The sequence below is a fragment of the Streptomyces sp. NPDC050546 genome, assembly GCF_044457425.1.
Lineage (GTDB): Bacteria > Actinomycetota > Actinomycetes > Streptomycetales > Streptomycetaceae > Streptomyces.
The window spans coordinates 23,604-43,612 of record NZ_JBITGX010000029.1; the positions used below are offsets into that span (position 1 = coordinate 23,604).

18 protein-coding genes are annotated in these 20,009 nt (G+C 71.6%); 9 read left to right on the forward strand and 9 right to left on the reverse strand.

Annotated features, from left to right (window positions below):
• Positions 1-20: 20 nt before the first annotated feature.
• Together ACIBK5_RS42140 and ACIBK5_RS42145 are read right to left on the reverse strand one after the other, a co-directional pair.
• Positions 21-434: a Zn-ribbon domain-containing OB-fold protein gene (locus ACIBK5_RS42140; RefSeq protein WP_399028558.1), complete on the reverse strand. Its 414-nt coding sequence runs from the start codon at positions 432-434 to the stop codon at positions 21-23.
• A 137-nt stretch (positions 435-571) separates the two neighbouring features.
• Positions 572-1,297 (reverse strand): TetR family transcriptional regulator, encoded by a 726-nt coding sequence (locus tag ACIBK5_RS42145; protein WP_399028560.1) that lies wholly within the window; start codon positions 1,295-1,297, stop codon positions 572-574.
• Positions 1,298-1,455: 158 nt separating this feature from the next.
• On the opposite strand from ACIBK5_RS42145, the gene ACIBK5_RS42150 reads away from it, so the two are divergent.
• Both ACIBK5_RS42150 and ACIBK5_RS42155 read left to right on the forward strand, forming a co-directional pair.
• Positions 1,456-2,160 (forward strand): peptidoglycan-binding protein, encoded by a 705-nt coding sequence (locus tag ACIBK5_RS42150; RefSeq protein ID WP_399028562.1) that lies wholly within the window; start codon positions 1,456-1,458, stop codon positions 2,158-2,160.
• A 263-nt stretch (positions 2,161-2,423) separates the two neighbouring features.
• Positions 2,424-2,903 (forward strand): flavin reductase family protein, encoded by a 480-nt coding sequence (locus ACIBK5_RS42155; RefSeq protein ID WP_399028564.1) that lies wholly within the window; start codon positions 2,424-2,426, stop codon positions 2,901-2,903.
• A 246-nt stretch (positions 2,904-3,149) separates the two neighbouring features.
• On the opposite strand, the gene ACIBK5_RS42160 is transcribed toward ACIBK5_RS42155, so the two are convergent.
• From ACIBK5_RS42160 to ACIBK5_RS42175, 4 genes are all read right to left on the reverse strand, one after another.
• Positions 3,150-5,546 (reverse strand): SpoIIE family protein phosphatase, encoded by a 2,397-nt coding sequence (locus ACIBK5_RS42160; protein ID WP_399028566.1) that lies wholly within the window; start codon positions 5,544-5,546, stop codon positions 3,150-3,152.
• A 105-nt stretch (positions 5,547-5,651) separates the two neighbouring features.
• Entirely contained in the window at positions 5,652-6,218 is a 567-nt protein-coding gene (locus ACIBK5_RS42165) for an antibiotic biosynthesis monooxygenase (RefSeq protein WP_399028568.1), read from the reverse strand.
• Between the two features lie 49 nt (positions 6,219-6,267).
• The gene (locus ACIBK5_RS42170; RefSeq protein ID WP_030847522.1) at positions 6,268-6,648 is read right to left on the reverse strand and encodes a hypothetical protein; all 381 of its coding nucleotides are present in this window, start codon (positions 6,646-6,648) and stop codon (positions 6,268-6,270) included.
• A gap of 284 nt (positions 6,649-6,932) precedes the next feature.
• A complete protein-coding gene (locus tag ACIBK5_RS42175; RefSeq protein ID WP_399028570.1) occupies positions 6,933-7,850 on the reverse strand; it encodes a MurR/RpiR family transcriptional regulator in 918 nt (305 codons plus the stop codon).
• A gap of 156 nt (positions 7,851-8,006) precedes the next feature.
• On the opposite strand from ACIBK5_RS42175, the gene ACIBK5_RS42180 reads away from it, so the two are divergent.
• Both ACIBK5_RS42180 and ACIBK5_RS42185 read left to right on the forward strand, forming a co-directional pair.
• Entirely contained in the window at positions 8,007-8,168 is a 162-nt protein-coding gene (locus ACIBK5_RS42180; protein WP_399028572.1) for a hypothetical protein, read from the forward strand.
• A gap of 60 nt (positions 8,169-8,228) precedes the next feature.
• Positions 8,229-8,630: a DUF3662 domain-containing protein gene (locus ACIBK5_RS42185; protein ID WP_399028574.1), complete on the forward strand. Its 402-nt coding sequence runs from the start codon at positions 8,229-8,231 to the stop codon at positions 8,628-8,630.
• Positions 8,631-8,637: 7 nt separating this feature from the next.
• Here ACIBK5_RS42185 and ACIBK5_RS42190 read toward each other — a convergent pair whose 3' ends face one another.
• The 3 genes from ACIBK5_RS42190 to ACIBK5_RS42200 form a co-directional block, all read right to left on the reverse strand.
• Positions 8,638-10,317 carry a phospholipid carrier-dependent glycosyltransferase gene (locus ACIBK5_RS42190; protein WP_399028576.1) on the reverse strand — a complete coding sequence of 560 codons (1,680 nt, stop codon included), beginning with the start codon at positions 10,315-10,317 and terminating at the stop codon, positions 8,638-8,640.
• Between the two features lie 36 nt (positions 10,318-10,353).
• Complete coding sequence (locus ACIBK5_RS42195) at positions 10,354-12,276, reverse strand: phosphatase PAP2 family protein (RefSeq protein ID WP_399028578.1); 1,923 nt, start codon at positions 12,274-12,276, stop codon at positions 10,354-10,356.
• 202 nt (positions 12,277-12,478) lie between these two features.
• Positions 12,479-13,378, reverse strand: coding sequence for a BadF/BadG/BcrA/BcrD ATPase family protein (locus tag ACIBK5_RS42200; RefSeq protein ID WP_399028580.1), 900 nt, complete (start codon positions 13,376-13,378; stop codon positions 12,479-12,481).
• Positions 13,379-13,616: 238 nt separating this feature from the next.
• On the opposite strand from ACIBK5_RS42200, the gene ACIBK5_RS42205 reads away from it, so the two are divergent.
• The 5 genes from ACIBK5_RS42205 (at position 13,617) to ACIBK5_RS42225 (ending at position 19,986) form a co-directional block, all read left to right on the forward strand.
• Complete coding sequence (locus ACIBK5_RS42205; RefSeq protein WP_399028582.1) at positions 13,617-14,738, forward strand: ROK family protein; 1,122 nt, start codon at positions 13,617-13,619, stop codon at positions 14,736-14,738.
• A gap of 274 nt (positions 14,739-15,012) precedes the next feature.
• A complete protein-coding gene (locus ACIBK5_RS42210; protein ID WP_399028584.1) occupies positions 15,013-16,341 on the forward strand; it encodes an extracellular solute-binding protein in 1,329 nt (442 codons plus the stop codon).
• A 116-nt stretch (positions 16,342-16,457) separates the two neighbouring features.
• Positions 16,458-17,369, forward strand: coding sequence for a carbohydrate ABC transporter permease (locus ACIBK5_RS42215; protein ID WP_399028586.1), 912 nt, complete (start codon positions 16,458-16,460; stop codon positions 17,367-17,369).
• A complete protein-coding gene (locus tag ACIBK5_RS42220; protein ID WP_399028588.1) occupies positions 17,366-18,265 on the forward strand; it encodes a carbohydrate ABC transporter permease in 900 nt (299 codons plus the stop codon). Before ACIBK5_RS42215 ends, ACIBK5_RS42220 begins: the two co-directional genes overlap by 4 nt.
• 2 nt (positions 18,266-18,267) lie before the next feature.
• Complete coding sequence (locus tag ACIBK5_RS42225) at positions 18,268-19,986, forward strand: hypothetical protein (protein ID WP_399028590.1); 1,719 nt, start codon at positions 18,268-18,270, stop codon at positions 19,984-19,986.
• The last annotated feature ends 23 nt before the right edge of the window (positions 19,987-20,009 follow it).

Below are 20,009 nucleotides of genomic sequence, written 5' to 3' on the forward strand. Positions count from 1 at the left end.
GATCACCGGCCGGCGAACGGTCAGCTCCAGGCCCGGTACGGCTCGTCCAGCAGCTGGAAGACCGGCTCGCCCCGTACCGGGTCCTTGGCGGTGGACAGCCGCACCCGGTCCCCGCTGTGGATGCCGATCGGCGGGCCCATCACCCGGCCGCGCACGACGAACCCCTCGGCCATCTCGATCATGGACACATTGCGCGCCGCGGGCGTGTTGCGGTGCACCACCGTGGAGTGGCGCACCGTGCCCGCGCCCTCGCTGCGCTCCGTCCGCAGGTCGCTGCCCCGGCAGACCGGACACAGCAGGCGGTGGAACATGGCGGTGCCGCACCAGGTGCAGCGCTGGAAGAGGATGGCATCCGTGTTCTGGCCCCTCGGGTCGAGGAGGCCCGTCGAGGAGCCGGCTGCCGGCTGAGTCACGCTTCCTGAGTGGTGGTACACGCTGGTCAACTCCCTGCACTCGGGCGGAATCCCGGGTGCGCGGTCACCCGCGCACAGGTGTGCCCGGTTCGCCGTGCCACCGTGCACGCAGCACAGCGTATGGCACTCAGTGCCACTCGTAAAGGCACTCCGTACCCTCAAATGTGCGGGCCTTCGGGCCGCCCCAGCGTCGACTCGATCTCCTGCACCACCCGCCACAGAGGTGCTCCGCGCCGCGAGACGACGACCACCACGTCCTCCGGCTGCGGTTCCGCGACGGGCGCCGGCGCGCCGCCGAACGCGGACTGCACGTACGCCAGCGCGTGGTCCACCGTGGCACCCGCCTCGTCCTGTCCGTCCGAACGCAGCCAGGAGCGCAGCGCGTTGTTGTGTGCCGCGACCACCGCCGCGGCGATGACGTCGGCCTGCAGGGTCCCGTCCCGGCGGGCCGCGAAACGGCGGCGGAGGTACTCGGCGAGGGCGCGTTCGTAGCGCCACACCACCGACAGTTCGTAGGCGCGCAGCCCGGGGACCTGCTTGGTGAGGCGGTAGCGCTGCACGGAGAACGTCGGGTTCTCGGCGTACATCCGCAGCACGAGCCGGGCCGCGTCGCAGACCCGTCGCACGGGCTCCTCGTCGTCGGAGCTCTCCGCCAGGAAGGCCGTCATGTCGGCCAGGCACCGCTCGTGGTCCGGGAAGACCACGTCGTCCTTGGACGGGAAGTAACGGAAGAACGAGCGCCGTCCGACGCCGGCTAGCGCCACGATGTCGTCGACGGTGGTCTGCTCGTAACCCCGCTCGAGGAACAGCTGGAAGGCCGCCGCCACCAGGGCGTCCCGCATGGGCGGCTTACCGTTCCCGAGGTCGGCTTTCTCGGAGCTCATGGGCTGGAACGTAGCACCCGAAAGGCCGCGCATGGCACTCGGTGCAGTCGCGAGGAGGAACTGAGTGCTCTCTGAACTCCTGGCGCGGCAGCCGCGTATCTAGCGGCGGAACGGTCCTCGAGACGGGCGCCTGCGAGCCCGGACGGAAGGAGAGCAACGTGTCGACACCGTCCGAGCCCCGGCAGCCGCACGACGGCCCGGCCCTCGAACCCATCCGCGTCCTGCGGCCCCGCCGCACCGACGCGCTGGCGGAACTGATGCGGGAGTACCGAGAACAGACCGCCTCCGCGTCCTCCGCACCCGGCGGCCCTGACTCCGGCGGCTACGAATCCGTCGCTCTGCCGGGGCCGCCGCCCGGCTCCGAGGCCCTGACGCAGGAGCTGCCGCCGGTGGCTCGCGCCCGCCGTGAGGGCCGTGCCGTACGCTCCGGATCCGGACTGCGCCGCGCCGCCGTCGCCGTGGCGGTCGTCGCGGCCGCGGTGATCGGTTTCGGTGGTGCGCTTCTGCTCCGCGGCGGTGAGAAGACCGAGGACAACGCGGCCCCCGCACCCCGCCCCACCGCGTCCGCCCCCACCCCCACACCGACACCCACCCCACCAGCCGGCGCTCCGGCCGACCCCGACGGCCCCGGCACCCTCCGCGAGGGAGCCAGCGGCCCCGAGGTGACCGAACTCCAGGAACGCCTCCTGCGCATCCCGGACGTCTACCGCGACGGCTCCACCAGCGGCAGCTACGACCCCACCCTGACCGCGGCGGTCGCCCGCTTCCAACTCTGGTACGGCATCCGCGGCGACGAAACAGGCGTCTACGGCAACGACACCCGCACGGCACTGGAGTCCCGCACAGCACCGAACACGACCTGACGGGCGTCGCCGGGCGGGGGTGGCCCCCAGGCCGCCCGCCGGTCGGCACCGACCCCGAGCGGCCCATCCGCCGGACGACACCTGCCCACCCGGTCGGCACGTCAGCCGGCCTGGCTGCCCCACGATCGCCAGGGCGCCGTCCCGCCAGGTGGCATATCGGCCCCACGGCGGCACCGTGTCCCGGGATGGCACCCCCACCCCCGGCATGGTGGGGTGATGGCGAGGGGCGTCGGCCACCGTGGTGGAGGAGTAGTGGTGTGGGCATGGACGCGTTCGTCGGGCGGCTGAATCCCGACATGTGTGTGGTCACGGCCGTCGCGGGGGGTGAACGGGCGGGCTGTCTGGTCGGGTTCGCCTCGCAGTGCTCGATCCGGCCCGTGCGGTTCGTGGTGTGGCTGTCCGAGCTCAACCACACCTTCCGGGTGGCCAGGAACGCCGAGGTGCTGGCCGTGCATCTGCTCGACCGTGAACAGCGCGGCCTCGCCGAGCTGTTCGGCGGGCGGACCGGCGACCGGACGGACAAGTTCGAGGGGCTGCCGTTGCGGGAGGGGTACGACGGGGCGGTCGTACTGGAGGACGTGCCGGCCTGGTTCGTCGGCCGGATCGTGACGCGTGCCGGCGGCGGAGACCACATCGGCTTCGTTCTCGACCCGGTCGAATGGGGCGGACGGGAGACGCACGACGGGCCCCTGCTGCGCCTGTCCGACGCCCACACCATCGCGCCCGGTCACCCGGTCGACTGATCCGGCGCCCCGGATGTCGAACACCGGGCAACGGCTCGGAAAAGGACGGGACCGCGGGGCAGACGGGGCTTCACCCTGGCCCAGGGCGAGTGAGGGCCCCGTCCGCCGCGAACCGAAGGCCCTGCCCATGAACGGCTCCCGCATACCGGGCCTGGTGCTGCCCACCCTGTTCCTGCTGGCCCTGCTCGTCGGCCTGTGGTGGTACTGGCGACACCGCGGTGACTCCTGACCCGGGACGCGGCCCGCCTACCGCTCCCGCACCCTCGGAACCCGGACGTCCACGACGCACACGTCGTCCCGCCGCTCGTCCGGCAGCATCCGCGCGAGCAACGGCCCGAGCGACTCGGGCCCGTCGGCGTGCGGAGCCGCCACGGCCTCGGCGAGCCGCTCCAGCCCCCGGTCGATGCTCTCCGGGGGATGCTCGACCAGGCCGTCGGTGAAGAGGATGAGCCGGTCGCCCGGTTCGAGACGGCACTCCGCCTCTTCGTAGACCGGCTTGGAGGATGCCCCCAGCAGCATGCCGCCGGGCCGGCGCAGATACCGCGCCTCGCCGTCCCGCAGCAGCAGGGGCGGGGGATGCCCGGCCTGGGCCCAGACCAGGCGCCGCTGCCGGGGGTTGTAGCGGGCCAGCACCATCGTGGCCGTCGCATGGGAGTCGCGGGAGTGCAGCAGCAGCGTGTTCAGCCGGGCGAGCGCGCCGGTCAGCGACGAGCCGGTGATGACCATGCCCTTGGCGGTGAAGCGGAGCTGCGCCATCGTGGCGACGGCACCGACGCCGTGCCCGGCGACATCGCCGACGACCAGCAGCGCGCCGTCGTCGGGCAGTTCCACGGCACTGAACCAGTCGCCGCCGACGTGTACACCCGACTGGGCGGGCAGATAGGCGACCTCGACCCGCAGTCCCGCCAGTTGCACCGGACGGTTGGCCATCGGCAGCAGCGCGTGCTGAAGCCGGGACGCCAGGGTCCGCTCGGCCCGCAGTACGTCGTTCTGCGTGAGGATCGCCTGCTCGCTCTCGACCAGGGCCAGCTCCGCCCGCCGCTGGTCGGTCAGGTCCTGCACGACACCGTGCACTTCGACGGGCGTGCCGTGCGTGTCGGCCACGGTCTCGGCCACCAGGCGCAGATGCCGGATGACGCCGGACCTCCTGATGCGGAACGGCAGGTCGAACGTCCGCCCGTCCTGGACGAGGGCGCGGACGGCACGGGTCAGCCCGGGCGCGTCCTCGGGCAGCGCGAGCTCCGGAAGACCGGCGAGACCCACCGGCCCCTGAGCGGGGTCCCGGCCGAAGATGGCGAACACCTGGGTCGACCAGGAGGCCTCCAGCGTGGCCAGGTTCCAGTTGGCCCAGCCGAGGTTGCCCAGCCGCTGGAGATCCGCCAGCCGCTGTTCCTGCCGGTCGGAGGAGCCGTGCCGGACCCAGCTGACGACCAGCGCGTCGCCCAGCAGCGCCACCCGCGCCGTGTAGGTGGAGAGCGCGGCGATGCCCGCCAGGACCTCCTCGTGCGCGAACGGCTCGCTCTCGTAGGGCTCCCCGGTGGCCAGCGTGTGCACGCAGCCCCACCACAGCGGTTCGCCCACCAGGGCGGGCCGGAACTCCAGCAGCCGCCGCCCGGCCAGCTCCTCGCCGGGACGGCCCAGCAGGTCGCCCGCCTGGGCGGTCGCCGCCTCCACCCGGAAGTCCTCGGTCTCACCCGACGCGGCGCTCACCGGGGTGAGCAGCATCGCGGCGAGGGGCAGCGCGTCGAACAGTCCCTGCACCGCGTCCGTGGCGGCGTCGGCGGTCCGCTCCGGCGGTGCGTCGAAGGCACGCAGCCGGCCGGCGCACAGTCCGGTGACGCCGCGCAGGTGAGCGCGGTCGCGGGGCGTGAACGCCCCGGCTCGGCCGCGCAGCACGCCGATGCAGACCTCGGCCGAGCCGGCCGTGAACACCGGCAGCCAGGCACGCGACCGCCACCGCTCGGGAGGCTCCCCGATCAGCAGGTACCGCCGGACGTCCGAGGCGAAGTCCTCCAGCCAGCGCGGCTCCCCGGCCCGCAGCGCGTCCAGCGCCGCGATCCCGGTCAGCGGCGGCACCTGGCTCCACTGGGCGGCCAGCTGGTCCTCGATGCCGGCGTGCCCGATCAGTTCGAGTCCGCCGTCGGGCCTGCGGGCGTAGAGCATGATCGCGTCCGCCGCCATGTCCGGCGCGAGATGCTCCAGCAGACACCGCGCGAGGTCGTGCGGTGTCGTCACCCGGACGAGGGCCTGGCCGATACGGGCCAGGGCTGCGGCGACGTCGTCCGGCGTGGCCGTCTCCGCCCTGGCTCCGGACCCGGGACCGGGAGCGCCGGTGCCGACGGGACGGGTGGGCGCGCCCTGGTCGGGCGCGGTCGGCGCCAGACTCCCGAGCGTGATCCAGCACTCCTCCAACAGGGTGTGACGGGCCGCCTTGGCCCGCTGGAGCAGCTGCTCGCCGGCCGCGTCGGCGGAGCACCCGGTCAGCGCCATCTCCGCGCCCGTGGCCCGCTCCACGACAGCTGACATCACCGCCTGGTCGCGCAGCCGGTCCAGCTCGGCGCGCTGTCGGGCGACGATCTTGGCCAGTTCGACCAGGTCCGGTGCGGCACCGGGCTGCGCCGGCGTCACAGGCTCGCTCGTCACGCCTTGAGCATGGCACACCCGGGGCCGTTCGAAGACCCACTCGTGCGCACGGACCGCCCGCGGAGGCGCGGCGTCCTGCCCGTCGGGTCCGGCTCTCCGCGCTGGTCAGTGGCCGTCGCGCGGATACAGCCAGAGCCGCAGCAACCGGCTGAGCCGCGGCATCACCAGATAGGTCAGCACCGGCAGCAGCACCAGGGGAAACACGGCGGCCCGCAGCGGCAGCGGCCAGCCGGCGGTCTGCGGCGTCACCAGCCACTGGATGAGCAGCGTGAACGGGTAGGCGCCGAGGAACGTCGTGAGGACCATCTTCCACCGGGGCGGGGCCTGCACCGTGGTGCCAGGGAGGCTGAACCACGTCTCCATCCCGGTGGTCGACTGGCGTTCGCTGCTGATCTCGGTGGCGATGTCCTCGATCTTCCGGTGCCAGTGCGCCCGCTCCTCGGACTCCAGCCAGGCGGCCAGCCGGTGCTGGTCGGACCAGCGCAGCACCGCGTGGAAGCGGTGCCCGTCCTCCGTCGTCAGCCAGGAGACGCCCTCGTTGCCCGGGAACTGCCTGGCGCAGCGGGAGATGCCGTGCGTCCACTCCTCGAACTCGCGCTCATGGCCGGGGCGCACCTGCCAGGTCAGGACCGTGGTCACCGGCTCCGCGCGCCGGACTTCGGTGGTGCTCATCCCCTCACGTGTGCCACGCACGGCTCGGGTCATGCCCCCCGGGGTCCGATCACGGCTGGCGGTTGGCCTCCACCAGGGCCTGGGTGACCGCCCGGACGCTGCGCGCGATGTGCTGCAACTGCATGACCTCGGCCGCGTAGAGCTTGATCGTGTGCTCGATGACGCCCTCGTGCAGGCCGAGGCCGGGCAGGTCGGCGCGGGCGGTCTGCAGGGCGGTGCGGGCCACCCGGATCTCCTGCTGGACCTGGATCTGGGCGTGCCGGGCGAGGAGGACGGGGTGGCGGATGAACACGGGGTAGCCGGCGTAGCGCGTGGGCACCAGCTCGCGCAGCCACTTGGCCGCCGAGCGCTCCCAGTCGTAGCTTCCGGGGGTCTTGACCTGGCAGGGCCAGTCCGGGCTGATGCGCGTGGTCGTCAGGGGCATGATCATCGCTTCCGGGTGTGCGGCGTCGTGAGGGTGGACGACGGGTCGGGGCGGCCCCGGCCTAGGGGATGGCCGGGGCCGCCACGGACACCCGGGACGCCGGAGTGGGTAGGACCCGGCCTCCTCGGGTGGGAACGGACCCGGAAGGGCCGGGTCGCGATCCGTGAGCAGTATTTATATATGCCATCCGGTTTGCAAGGAGCATGAAAACATTCATGCGCGCTTTGTTGTGGATGATCCCTTTGTCTGGTCCAGTGCCTGGTCCAGGGGCGGGTGAGGCAGGCCGCCCCTCAGTCCCGGAGGAAGAAATGGTGCTGGTCGGCGACCTGTTCGTACTCCTCGAGCCGGGCCTGCGTCCGCTCCGGATCCGCGTCCGTCATGGCCTGCAGCAGTGCCGAGCACATGACGCCCGGGGCCGCGTAGGAGTCGAAGACCAGGCGTGATCCGGTGCCGGTGGCGAAGGCGGCATCGGCCTCGTCCGCGAGCGGCCCGAGCGCCAGGTCGGTGATCAGGGCGACCTTGAGCCCGGCACCGCGTGCCACCCGCACGGCCGTCAGGGTCTCCTGCGCGTGCCGGGGCATGGAGAACGCCAGCACCCAGGTGCCGCCCGCCTCACGGGACTGCAGCAGCGCGTCGTAGGCGACACTGCCGCCCCGGGTCACGAGCCTGACGTCCGGGTGGATCCGCCGGGCGGCGTAGGCGAAGTACTCGGCGAGCGAGACGGAGATGCGCAGGCCGAGGACCGTCAGCGGGGTCGACGACGACAGCTTGCGGCCGATGTCGATCACCAGGTTCGGATCGGCGAGGTCCCGCCGCAGGTTCTCCAGGTTCTCGATCTCGGCGTCGACCGCCGCCTGCAGCTCGTTGCCCCGGATCTCCTCTGCCGGGCCGCCCGCGAGGGTGCCGAGCGCGATCGACTGGAGCTTCTCCCGCAGCGCCGGGTACCCGCTGAAGCCGACCGCCGAGGCGAACCGCGTCACCGAGGGCTGGCTCACCCCGACCCGGTCGGCGAGATCCGTGATCGACAGGAACGCCGCCTCGGTGATGTGCTCGATCAGGTACTGGGCGATGCGCCGCTGGCCCGGGGACAGCCGGGGACGGTCGAACAGCGTGCGCAACTGGGAGGACGGGGAGACCTCCGCTTCGGGTGCGGCATTCCCCGAGGTGATCGCGGATGCCTGGGCGCGTGCCTGCTGCGGCGATGGCACCGGTGTGCCTCCTTCGTCTCCCACGAACGTTCAACATAGCTCACGCACCGAGGTGACCAGGGCTTCCTCGGACAGCACATGAGGTGCCCGGCGCGGGGATACCCGGAGGCCGGGCGGGAACCCGCTGCCACAGATCATCCCGAGAGGAGCCACGTCATGACCGTCCCCGAGGAGAACCGGCCGAAGACGGAGACCACGGACGAGGTCCTGGAGCACCAAGACGATCCCCGGTCCCGACCGCCGGGTGCCACCGGCCGCACGCTCCGCGAAGCGCTGGAGGAGGCCGAGGTGCGGCCCGACGACTTCGACGACCGGTAGCCGGCACCCAGTCCCCCTCCGCCCCGACCGACCCGACGACGTTCCGGCAGGTGACACCGTATGGGCGCGCTGAGTGCGCTGGAAGAAACCCTGGAGAACCGATTTGACGCCCTGTGGGCCCGGGTCCGAGACAAGGACCCGGTCGAGGTCGTCGACGCCCTGCGACGCGAGTGCGACGACAACGCCGTGGTGTGCCGGGAGGGCCGTGTCATGGTCCCCAACGCCTACGACGTGGAACTCGTCGACGACATCCACGACCGCCTGGCCAGCCACAGCACCCATGTGTGCCAGGCCCTCACCGACGCCCTGGCCCGCCACGCGGAACGCAAGGGCTACGAGTTCGCGGGCCCGCTCGCGGTCCACGTCGCCAGGTGCCCCGAGGTCCCCAACGGCCGCTACCACGTGGCGAGTCGGGTCATGGAGCATGTGAGCGTGGACGGCTTCTTCCACGCGACCCATTGAGCAGCGCTCAACGGCGATAGATCGTGATCGAGTGCCCGACGTCGTCAACGGGGCGGCTGCTGCCGATCAAAGCGGCCAGCCGTCCCGTCGCCTTCGCGGCAGCCGAGTCCGACACCACCAGCAACCCCCGCACGTCACCGTCGCGCACTCGACGCGGATCCCCGGCCTCGATGCCATACGCGGCCGGCACCCCGCTGCCCTTGTACACCAGCCACACCCGCTCATCCGCATACCGTTCCTCACGCAACCGCTCCGCGAGCCGCCCGAGGTCCTGACCCCAGTCCACGTTGGAGTCGTGCAACAGCTCCCGCGTCCTGCCCGGCCCTCCGAACGCCTCGTTGGAGTACGGCAGATAGTAGGGAAACGTACGCACCGAACTGACGGCGACGAACACCACCAGCGCCCCCGCCAGACCGGACACCCACGGCCGTCGCACCACGAGAACGCACCCCGCCCCCACCGCGAGGAACAGCGGCAGGAAGACGGCGTAGCGGGTGCCGAAGTCCCGCGCCCCCTGCATGGCCACCAGCAGCAGCACCACAGGAGTGGCCAGCACATACGGCGCCGCCGGCCGCAACCGCCGCACCGCGACCACCACCACCGCGGCGCAGACCCACAGGCCGAGCATCCCCAGCGGCGTCTTCACCAGCAGCGCCGCCGGCAGGTAGTACCAGAGCGAGCCCGAGTACAGCCGGCCGAACAGAAACCCCTGCCACGGCCGGTTCTCCAGTCCGAACTGGACCCGCATCCCGTCCCGGTACGCCTCGGGGAACGGCATCAGCTCGACCAGCAGCCCCCGCAGACCCCGCACATGCGGCACGTGCTGGTCGGGAGCCCACCTCAGCAGCGGATCGACCATCACATACGTGGCCCACACGACCGCGACCGCGGCCAGAGCCACCACACCCGCGCCCGCCGCCGCCCGGACCAGTACCCGGGCCCGGGTGCCCGCCGACGCGTGCCACACCGATACGGCGCCCAGTGCCATGAGCACCGGTACGGCAGGAAGCGTGCTTATCCTCGTCGCCAGGGCCGCCCCGAGCGCCACCCCGGCGAGCGGCACGTAGAGCCGGGGTCTGTAGCGGGCCCGCCACAGCAGCCACACCGACGTGAGCACGAACCCGGCCGCCGGCACGTCGAGCGTGGCCAGTGAGCCGTGGGCGACGACGTCGGGGGAGAAGCAGTACAACGCGAGTGCCGCCAACGCTCCTGCCGTCCCCGCCAGTTCACGGGCGAAGGCGAACACGACCAGACCGAACAGCAGCGTCAGCGCGATCACGGGGAGGCGGGCGAACAGCATCAGCCGCCACGGGTCGTTGCCCGACTCGTACAGCAGATGCCGCCCCAGCCTGCCCTGGTCACCGGTGAAGGACGGATCGATATGCGGATCCGCGAGGGCCACCCCGGCGCCGATGACCAGCTTGCCGAGTGGCGGATGCTCGGGGTTGTGGCGCAGCCGGTGCTCGTGCGTGTACTCGGCGGCCGCGCCCACGTACACCGGTTCGTCGATGGTGGGGGTCTGCCGCACGGCGGTCGTGACCATCGCGAAGGCCATCTGCCCGAGCAGCGCGACCACCAGGAGCGGCACCCACCACCGGCGGCCGGGCCGTCGCACGGCCCCGGCCGGTGCCGGGGGAGGGAGCGGCACCGGCCGGGGAACGGCGGGAGCGATGGAGAGGTCCCTCATGGACCCACTCTGCATCAGCCCCCGCCGCGCACGGTGTCACCGCCGCACGAGTCGCACCGACAGGCCCTCTGACGTGTGCACGGGTACGGCCCGCAGCGTGTCGGAATCCAGCTCGACACGGTCGAAGCGGCCCCGCAGCGCCGGAGCGGACAGGACCGGGACCGTCGTCCCCGCCACCGGCGGGCGCTCGGTGTCGAGCCGCAGCGACAGCACGCTGCCCCGGCCCAGCAGGACCCGCCGGCTCACCGTGAGCGCCGGGCCGTGGTTCTTGCGGAGCAGCAGCTCCAGCGTCGACTCGCCCTCCTGGACGTAGGAGCCGCGCACCCGCAGGACCTTGTCCGCGCGGAGCGTGCCGCCCGTGACCCGGACGTCACCCTGCCCCAGTGCGTTGGGCGCCGCGGCGACCAGCACCCCGTCCTCGAGTACGGTCCCGCCGTGGTAGCGGTTGTGGCCCGTGAGGGTGAGCGTGCCGGTACCGCGCTTGGTCAGCCCGCCGTCGCCCTCGATGTCGTTGCGCCAGCTGTCCGCCGCGTGGAAACCACCGGCCGCCGCGTCCAGCGTCACCGTGACGTCGCGGTCGAAGGCGCCGTACCCGTCCGCGGCGGCGAACAGGTTCAGCCGCCCCCACTGCTCGAAGCCGTCCAGCAGGACGTACCCGGAGGACAGCGCGGTCGTCCGCAGCACCTCGCGCCGCTGGGCCGCGTCCAGGTACGGCAGCCGCGTCTCCAGCAGGACCTCCGCGCCCTTCGGCACGGTGAGCGGCTTGTCGCGGCCCCGCCGGGGCAGGATGTACGTCAGCCGGGGCCGGACCGCACGGGCGTTGGCGTCCCGGTCGGCGTAGGGGTCGGTGCCGGTGTCCGCGGAGTGCGCGTACGCGTACAGGGTGTCGGCCGTCGTGCCGGTCTGCTCCGTGAAATAGGCCAGCGCCTGGGCGCGGGCCGCCGCCTTGAGCGTGGCGTTGGCCGGGTCCGCCAGAGTGGCGGCGGCCAGCGCGGTCGCCATGATCCGGCCGCCGATCACATCGACGGGGGAGTGCATGCCGGCCACGATCCGGGTGTGGGCGAGCTCCAGGGCGCGCGTCATCAGTTCCTGGAATCGCTCGGGAACCGCGTACGCGTAGGCCAGCGACGCCAGGTGCAGGGCGTTGGTGTGGCCGCTGGGGAAGCCACCGTCCTCGGCCGGCTTGTCGCCGCGCTGGCGCAGCAGCTGGGGGGCGACGACGACCTTCGACTCGTACACGGGGAAGCCGAACTCGTCCGTCCTGCCGGTGTCGACGACCTCGCTGTCCTCGTTCATCCGCCACGGCCGCGGGTACAGGTAGGCGAACTTGGCAGGGTTGCTGGAGGCCCAGTTGCCGCGCAGGGTGTCCTGCAGCCGGGCGACCTGGCCCAGTTCGGAGTCGTACGAGCCCGCGCCCAGCGCGGAGCCGGCCGGGGCGTCGGCGGGCACGGCGTCGTTGATCTTTGCCGGCGGGGTGCCGTCCGGTGCGCTGGTGATCGACGTGACGGCCTTGGCGCCCTTCTTGTAGAGCGCGGCGAGCGGACCGAGGCCGTCGATCACCGAGTAGCTCTGGTGCTGGCGGTCGATGATGAAGGCTTCCTTCGCCTCCGCGTCGGTGCGCTCGGCGGTGATCCGCTCGCAGTAGCGCACATTGGCGCGCAGCACCTCGCGGTCCAGGACCCGGCCGGTGTCCCAGGCGCCGCCGGTCTTCCACACCTTCGACATGCCCCCCAGGACTCGGACGACCGCGTTGGTCTCGGGGGTCAGGTTCGTCGTGACGTTCGACTTGTAGTCGTCGACGAACGCGGCGGGACCGGTGGCGGCCTTCGCGTCGGCGGCGGTGAGCCACGTGGCGAAGGCCGGTGCGGCGATCAGGCCCGCCGAGGCCCCGAGGGAGGTCTTGAGGAAGCCCCGTCGGTCGACGGTTGCGGTGCTGCGGTGCCCGGCTGATGGCGGCATGGCGTGCGCCTCTCTTGAGTTCTGCGACGGGTGCTTCGGCCGTTCGGCCGGGGAGATGGTGCAACGTGTGCGACTCGGGGTGCCTCTGGCGACTTCTGTGGCACCTGTTGCGTACGAGCGAAGATCTACGGCCGTGTTGTGACCCTTCGGAGAGGGAACGGCCACGGACCGGTGTCCGGAAGATGAACGGCGTCCGCCCGGCTCACAGAAGCGAACGGGCCAGCGCCACCGCGCCCTCGACCGGCGGCACGCGCAGGGGCCCCGGCCGGGCTCCGGGCAGGACTTCGGCGAGCGCGGAGGTGAACGCTTCGTACAGCGCGGGCTGGGCGAGCACCGTGCCGCCCGCCACCACCACGTCGTCCACCGCGACCCCGCGCCGGGCGAGCCGTACGACCAGCGCGGCGAGCGCCCTGCCGCCCTCGGTGATCACGGCCCGGGCGAGCGGTGAGCCCGCCTCGGCGGCGGCGAACACCACGGGGGAGTGCCGGCCCCACTCGGCCGACACGTCCGTCGCGGCCTCCAGTGCCGCGCCGAGCGCGGGCACCTCGGCCACCTCGAAGGCGGCGACCAGACCGGTGGCCAGCGCGTCGGGCTCCGCGCCGCGGTCATGCGCCGCCCAGACGGCCCGCGCGGCCTCGCGGACGAGTCCGGCCGCGCCGCCCTCGTCGCCGAGCACGGCGCCCCAGCCGCCGACCTGGACCGGACCGCCGTCGGGCAACCGCCCCACCGCGACCGAACCGGTACCGGCGACCAGGCCGACGCCCTTGTCCAGCCCGGCGGCGGGGACGAGCAGTTCCGCGTCGCCCACGACCAGGCAGGGCACACCCAGTCGCTCCTGAAGCGCGCCCCGGATGCCCTCGCACTGGCGGGGTGTCTCACAGGCGTGACCGCCCACGGCGAGCGCGGACGGTCGTACGGAGGGCGGCAGGGCGTCGTCCACCAGAGCGGTCAGCCAGTCGGCGGCGGCCCCGGGGTCGTGCGGCCGCCAGCCCGTGCTGGCGCGGACGCGGTCGACGGCGATCTCGCCGCCCGCGAGGGCGCGCAGCTGGGTCTTGGTGCCGCCCACGTCGATACCGACCGCGTAAGGAGTGGAGTCCTGCACGGGTCCTCTTTCGGTGTTGCGCGGCCAGACGAACGGCAGGCGAACAGAGCGTCGGGCCACGGCAGTTGAAGAGGTAGGGAAGCCCCGGGACGGGCTTCTGCGGAGCACGGCAGGCGAGTACCGTGAAGTTCGTTAGGAAGTTAACTAACGAAGTAGGGTGCGTCAAGAGGCACGGAATTCCCGATGCCGCGCGACCCTCGCGGCCGCCCGCCCGGCCGCAGCACGACCTGGGGAGACCATGCAGCTGAGTGAGAGTGCCCGTGTGGTGTTCGACGTACTGGCCGGGGCGGGCACGGCCACCCGGCCCCAGCTGGCGGCCGGTGCGGGCCTTTCCAAGCCGACCGTCTCCACCGCCGTCGCCGAACTCGAGGCCGTGGAGCTCGCCGCCCACTCCGGGCGGGCCTCCGGCGGCACCGGCCGCAGCGCCGCGGTCTACCGGCTGGGCCCGGCCGCCGGCGCCGTGCTCGCGGTCGACCTCGGACCTGCCAAGACGCGGGTGCGCGGGTGCGCCCTGGACGGCACGCTGCTCGCCGAGGGCACCGGCACCCGCCCGGAGGCCGCCGACACCGTCCGCAAGGTCCTCGACGCGCTGCCCGCCGGGGCCCCGCTGCGGGCCGTCGTCGTCGCCGTCGGTGACGTGACCACCCGGGACGGGGAGGGCGCCGGGGAACGCCCCGCGACCGCCAAGGCCGGCCCCGTCTTCGACGCCATGGCCGTCGCGCTGCCCGAGGGCGTCCCCGTCCACCTGGAGAACAACGTCAACTGCGCCGCCCTCGCCGAACTGCACGAGGGTGCCGCCGTCGGCCGCGACACCTTCGGCTATCTGCGGATCGGCGTCGGCATCGGTCTCGCCGTCGTCATCGGCGGCCGGGTGCTGCGCGGCGCGAACGGCGCCGCCGGTGAGGTGGCCAGACTGCCCTACCCCTGGGACGACCTGCGCGCCCCCCGCCATGAGGGCCTGGAGCAGCGCATGGGCTCGCGCACCCTGCTCCGCCGTGCCGCCGAGACCTGGCAGGACACCGACGGACCCCGCCCGCGCACCGCCGAGCGGCTCCTCGCCCTCGCCGGGCAGGGGCACGCCACGGCCCGTGCCGTCCTCGGCTCGCACGCCGCCGACGTGGGCAGGCTCGCCGCCGCCGTCGCCGCCGTCATGGACCCCGGGCTGATCGTGCTGGGCGGCGGCACCGGCGCGGATCCCCAGCTCCTGCCCGGTGTACGGGCCGAGCTGGCCCGGCTGAGCTGGCCCACCGAGGTGGTCAGCAGCGTGGTGGGGGACAGCGGCACGGTCGCGGGCGCCAGCAGGCTCGCGGTCGCCCATGGAATCCAAACCGTGACCGGAGCTGTGCTGGCGAAGCATTGACGGCTGCGTCGTCGGTCTGCCAATGTCCGGACAAGCGCTTTCTGAGTCGGCCGGGACGCCGACTCCGGGTGAGCCTCCCGCCCGTACGCGAAGTACGGCAGCCGCACGAGGGCGTGCTTGTGCGACGTCGGCCGTCATGGCCGGGGACCCCACCCGTCAGGGCGACGCGGCCGGGCGAGGCCGTGCCCCCGGAAAGCGAAATTTCCTGCAAAATGCACCCGTGCCGCCTCGGCTGGCGCCGTGCTTCTTCCGCTACGACGAAAAGGGATTGAAGATGACCAGTCTGGGTGTGCGGCGCTCGCGCCGGCTCGGCCGCGGCGGCATACGCCGCGTTGTTCCCCTCGCTGCCGTGGCCACGGCGGGTGCCCTGCTGCTCTCCGCCTGCGGGTCGGACTCCGGCTCGGGCGGGACCTCCAAGTCGCTGACGTTCTGGATCTCCACGGTTCCGGGCCAGGACGCGGGCTGGAAGAAGATGGTGGCGCAGTACAAGAAGGAAACCGGCGTCAAGGTCAACCTCGTCAACATCCCCTACGACGGCTATGACGCGAAGCTGCGCAACGCCGCGCAGGCGAACTCCCTGCCCGACGTGGCGGCGGTGCCGAAGCTGGACCCGATCTGGGCGAACAAGCTGATCGACCTCGGCTCCATCGCCAACAAGAAGAGCAACAAGATCAACAAGAACTTCATCGCCAAGGACTCGTCCGGGAAGGTGCTGTCCATCCCCTCGGACATCACCGCGTCCGGCATGTTCATCAACAAGTCGCTCTTCGAGAAGGCCGGCGTCGACTACCCGACCTCGCCCGAGAAGACCTGGACCTGGACCGAGTTCATCAAGGCGGCGGACAAGGTCCGGGAGAAGACCAAGGCCAAGTACTCCCTGACCTTCGACCCGTCGCCGTCCCGGCTGCGCGCCATGGTGTACGAGAGGGGCGGCAAGTACGTCCACGCCGACGACTCCGGCAAGTTCTCGGTGGACGCGGCGACCAAGAAGGCCGTGAACACCTTCGTCGGATGGAACGACGACAAGACCATGCCGAAGTCGGTGTGGACCAGCGAGGCCGACCCGTCGGCCATGTTCCAGAGCGGTGACGTCGTCGCCTACTGGTCCGGCGTGTGGCAGGTCGCCGCCTACGCGGAGAGCATCACGAAGTTCGAGTGGGCGAGCGTTCCGACTCCCGCCGAGCCGGTGCAGGCCAGTGACGTCAACAGCGGCGGCATGACGGTCGGCTTCAACAACAACGCCGACGCGGCCGCCGCCGCGGAGAAGTTCCTGTCCTGGCTGTACGAGCCGGCCCACTACCAGGCGCTGTGCGAGGCCTCCGGGTTCCTGCCCGTCGAGACCGGTCTGAACCCGAAGTACCCCTTCAAGTCCGAGGCGGCGCAGGCGGCGTTCAAGCTGTACAACGAGTCGATCCCGCTCTACGACCCGATCTCCGGCTACTTCAACCGCGCGCAGACGCAGTGGGCGCTGAAGGGTAAGAGCATCACCGAGGACCCGACCCCGACGGAGCTCGGCAAGGCGATCAACGGCCAGCAGTCGGCCGACAAGGCCCTGGAGAACATCGTGGCCGGCTACAACCAGCAGGTCGGCGGCGCATCGTAGACCACAGGGCAGGGCGGCGGGGTCCAGACCCGCCGCCCGGCCCTGGGCGCCCACGTGATGCCGGGCTCATGGCCTGAGCCCACAGCAATCCATTCCACCAGCACGGAGTCAGGAAGATGACAAAACGCGCCTCGGCCGTGTCCGCGAGCCCACCCAGGAGACGCAGTAAGTACACCGTCGCGCCGCTCGTCCTCATCGCGGGCAATGCCGTGCTCTTCGCGCTGTTCTTCGTCTGGCCGGCGGTGATCGGGCTCGTCTACTCCTTCACGAACTACACGGGCATCGGGGCGTTCCAGTTCGTCGGACTGGACAACTACAGCAACCTGTTCGGGGACTCCACCTTCTTCGACGCGCTGACCCGGACGCTGCTGTACACCGTGCTCTTCGTGCCGCTGAACTTCGTGTTGTCGCTGCTCATCGCCAATGTGCTGGTGAGCAAGCACGCCAAGGGTGTGTCGGTCGCCCGCGTCTTCTTCTTCATCCCGTGGCTTCTGTCGCCCATCGTCGTGGGTGTCCTGTGGCGGTGGCTGTTCGGTGAGAACTTCGGACTGGTCAACCACGTCATCGAGAAGCTCGGCGGAAGTGCCGTTCCGTGGCAGTCGAACGCGGACCTGTCGCTGATCGTGGTGGTGGTGGCGGCGTCCTGGGCCTGGACGGGCTTCTCCATGCTGCTGTTCATCGCGGCGATCAAGAACGTACCCCAGTCGTACTACGAGGCGGCCGCGCTCGACGGCGCCGGTCCGTGGCGCCAGTTCATCAGCATCACACTGCCGAGCATCGCGCCCACGTCCTTCATCGTCATCCTGCTCAACACGATCCACGGGATGAAGGAGTACCCGCTGTTCGCCTCCCTCAACAACGGCGGACCCGGAACGTCGAACAACCTGCTTGTCCAGTACATCTACCAGACCGGCTTCAAATCGGGCCAGATCGGCTACGCGAGCGCCGCGTCGTTCGTGCTCATGCTCATCCTGATGGCCGTCGCGGTCATCCAGCTGATGGTCAACCGGCGGGTGGAGAACCGATGACAACCACAGACATGCCACGCAAGGTCGACGCCGGGCCCGGACGGGCTGTTCCCAAGAAGCGGCGCCGCGGGGCAGCCAGCGGCGGGCTTCGGCGCGCGGTGCCCGCGACCACACTGCTGTGGGTCCTGGCGGCCATCTACGGGTTTCCGGTGCTGTGGTTCGTCCTCAGCTCGTTCAAGCCGGCGGGAGACCTGTTCTCCTCGCTGTCGCTGTTTCCGGACGACCCCACCCTGTCGGGCTACAAGGCGGCGTGGGACGGCGCCAACTTCTCCCAGTACTTCATCAACACGGCCATCGTGTGTGTGATCGCGACGATCCTCACGGTGGGAGTCAGCTGCTGCACGGGGTACGCGCTGGCCAAGTACGACAACAAGTGGCTCAAGGTCTTCTTCGTCGGCATCCTGGCCACCACGATGCTGCCGGGCGAGGTCATGCTCGCCCCGCAGTTCCTGGTGGTCCGCGACCTGGGCCTGTACAACTCGCTCACCGGCATCATCGTCCCGGCCTTGCTCACCGCGACCGGATGCTTCATGTTCCGCCAGTTCTTCCTGACGGTCCCCGACGAGCTCATCGAGGCGGCCCGCATCGACGGGGCGCGTGAACTGTCGATCTTCCTGCGGATCATGGTGCCGATCTCCCGGCCCATCATGCTGACCCTCGCCATCCTGTCGTTCCAGTGGCGATGGAACGACTACATCTTCCCGCTGCTGATGCTCAACGACCCCAGCAAGTTCACCGTGCAGATCGGCATCCAGAGCCTCGTCGGCGCGCAGAACATCAACTGGTCGGTGGTGCTCGGCGGCTCGGTCATCACCATGATTCCGCTGATCGTCGTCTTCCTGGTGTTCCAGCGCTACGTCATGAACGCCGACATCAACGCCGGACTGAAGGACTGATCTTGCCCACCCCGCTCGACCACGAGTTCGTCCGCGCGGTGGCCCGCGCCGCCGACCGGTCGGTCGCCCCCCTGGCGGCCGACCCCGACGAGGAACCCGCCGGTGTGCCCCACCGCCCTCTGGCGCGCCGGGTGAAGACTCTGGTCGCGGCGTACCGGTCCCCGGAGTCTGCACTGCACGGCAGCGGACAGGCCGTCGCCGCGGCGATGACCCACCTCCGCGCCCTCCTGGCCGCGCAGACACCCACCGGACTCTTCGCCGGCGGCGACAACGTGCAGTCGCCGCCGGACTCCGGGTTCACCGTCAACGACGTGTGCGACGCGCACGTCCTCGCCGCGGGCGCGGGGCCGGAACTGCGCGATGTCACGGCCGCCCTCGCCGAGATCGCCGGGGCCGCCTCGGGCAGTCTCCTGACCGGTGGGGTGCACACCCCGAACCACCGCTGGGAGCTGTCCGCGGCGCTGGCCCGGCTGCACCGTTCGTTCCCGGACGACCGGCTGCTCGCCCGCATCGAGGAGTGGCTCTCCGAAGGCGTCGACATCGACGCGGAGGGCCTGTACTCGGAACGGAGCGCCAACTACGCGGCCCATGTGTCCAACCCGTCGCTGCTGCTCTTGGCCGACGTACTCGGCCGCACCGACCTGCGGGACGCCGTCGAACACAATCTCGCCACCACCCTGGACCTGATCAGGCCGGACGGCACGGTCGAGACCGTCCTCTCACGACGGCAGGACCAGCAGCACCCGTTCCCGCTGGCGCCCTACCTGTCGCACTACCGGCTGCTCGCGATCCGCACCGGCCGGGGCGACTTCGCCCGGGCGGCGCGCCTGGCGGCCGTCGGCGGCATCGACGACCCCGACCTGCTCGCCGAGATCCTCCTCACTCCGGACCTGTGCCGCGTCCTGCCGGCACCGGACGCGGAGACCCTTCCGCGCGACCGGTACATCACCACCGCGCGCCTCGCCGCACGCGCCTCGGCCACCGCGCACACGGTGGTGTACGGCGGCTCCGACGTGCCCCAGCACCGGCGCATCCGCTCGGGCCTCGCCTGCAATCCCACCTTCCTGCGTCTGTTCGCCGGCGACGCGGTCCTCGACGCGGTCCGTCTCTCCCGGGGATTCTTCGACCTGGGCCCGTTCCGCGCCGCCGCCATGGAGCAGCTCGCCGACGACCGGTTCCGGCTCACCGAAACCCTCACGGCGTCCTACTACCAGCCGCTGCCGAAGGACGAGAGACGGGACGACGGCGTCTACCGGCTGGTGGACGACGGACGCTTCTCGGCCTCGATGGCTTTCCCGGACCGGCCCCGGGACGAGGTCTCGCACACGACCCGCGTCGAGGTGGACCTGAGGGACGACGGTGCCGACCTGCGGATCGACATCAGCGGACCGCGGGTGCCCTGGGCCCTCGAACTGACCTTCAGGCCGGGGGGAGTGCCGGAGGGCGCCGTACCGGTCGGCGAGGGACGCTGGTGCCTGACGACCGGGCCGATGACCTACAGGGTCGGTGACGACGAGATCCGGATCAAGGCCGACGTCGAGGCGGGCGGACCGCTGGCCGGGCCGGACCGGGGCGACGTACTGCGCTACGACCCGGGGCAGGACTACACCGTGGTGGGCGGCACCGACGCGACGACCGGGAACCGCGTCTACATCGGTGGACTCGGCCCGCACACCCTGACCGTCGCACTGCGCGTCCGCCGGCCCGCACCTGTCGTGTGACTCCCGTGTGAGGCGGCCCGGGC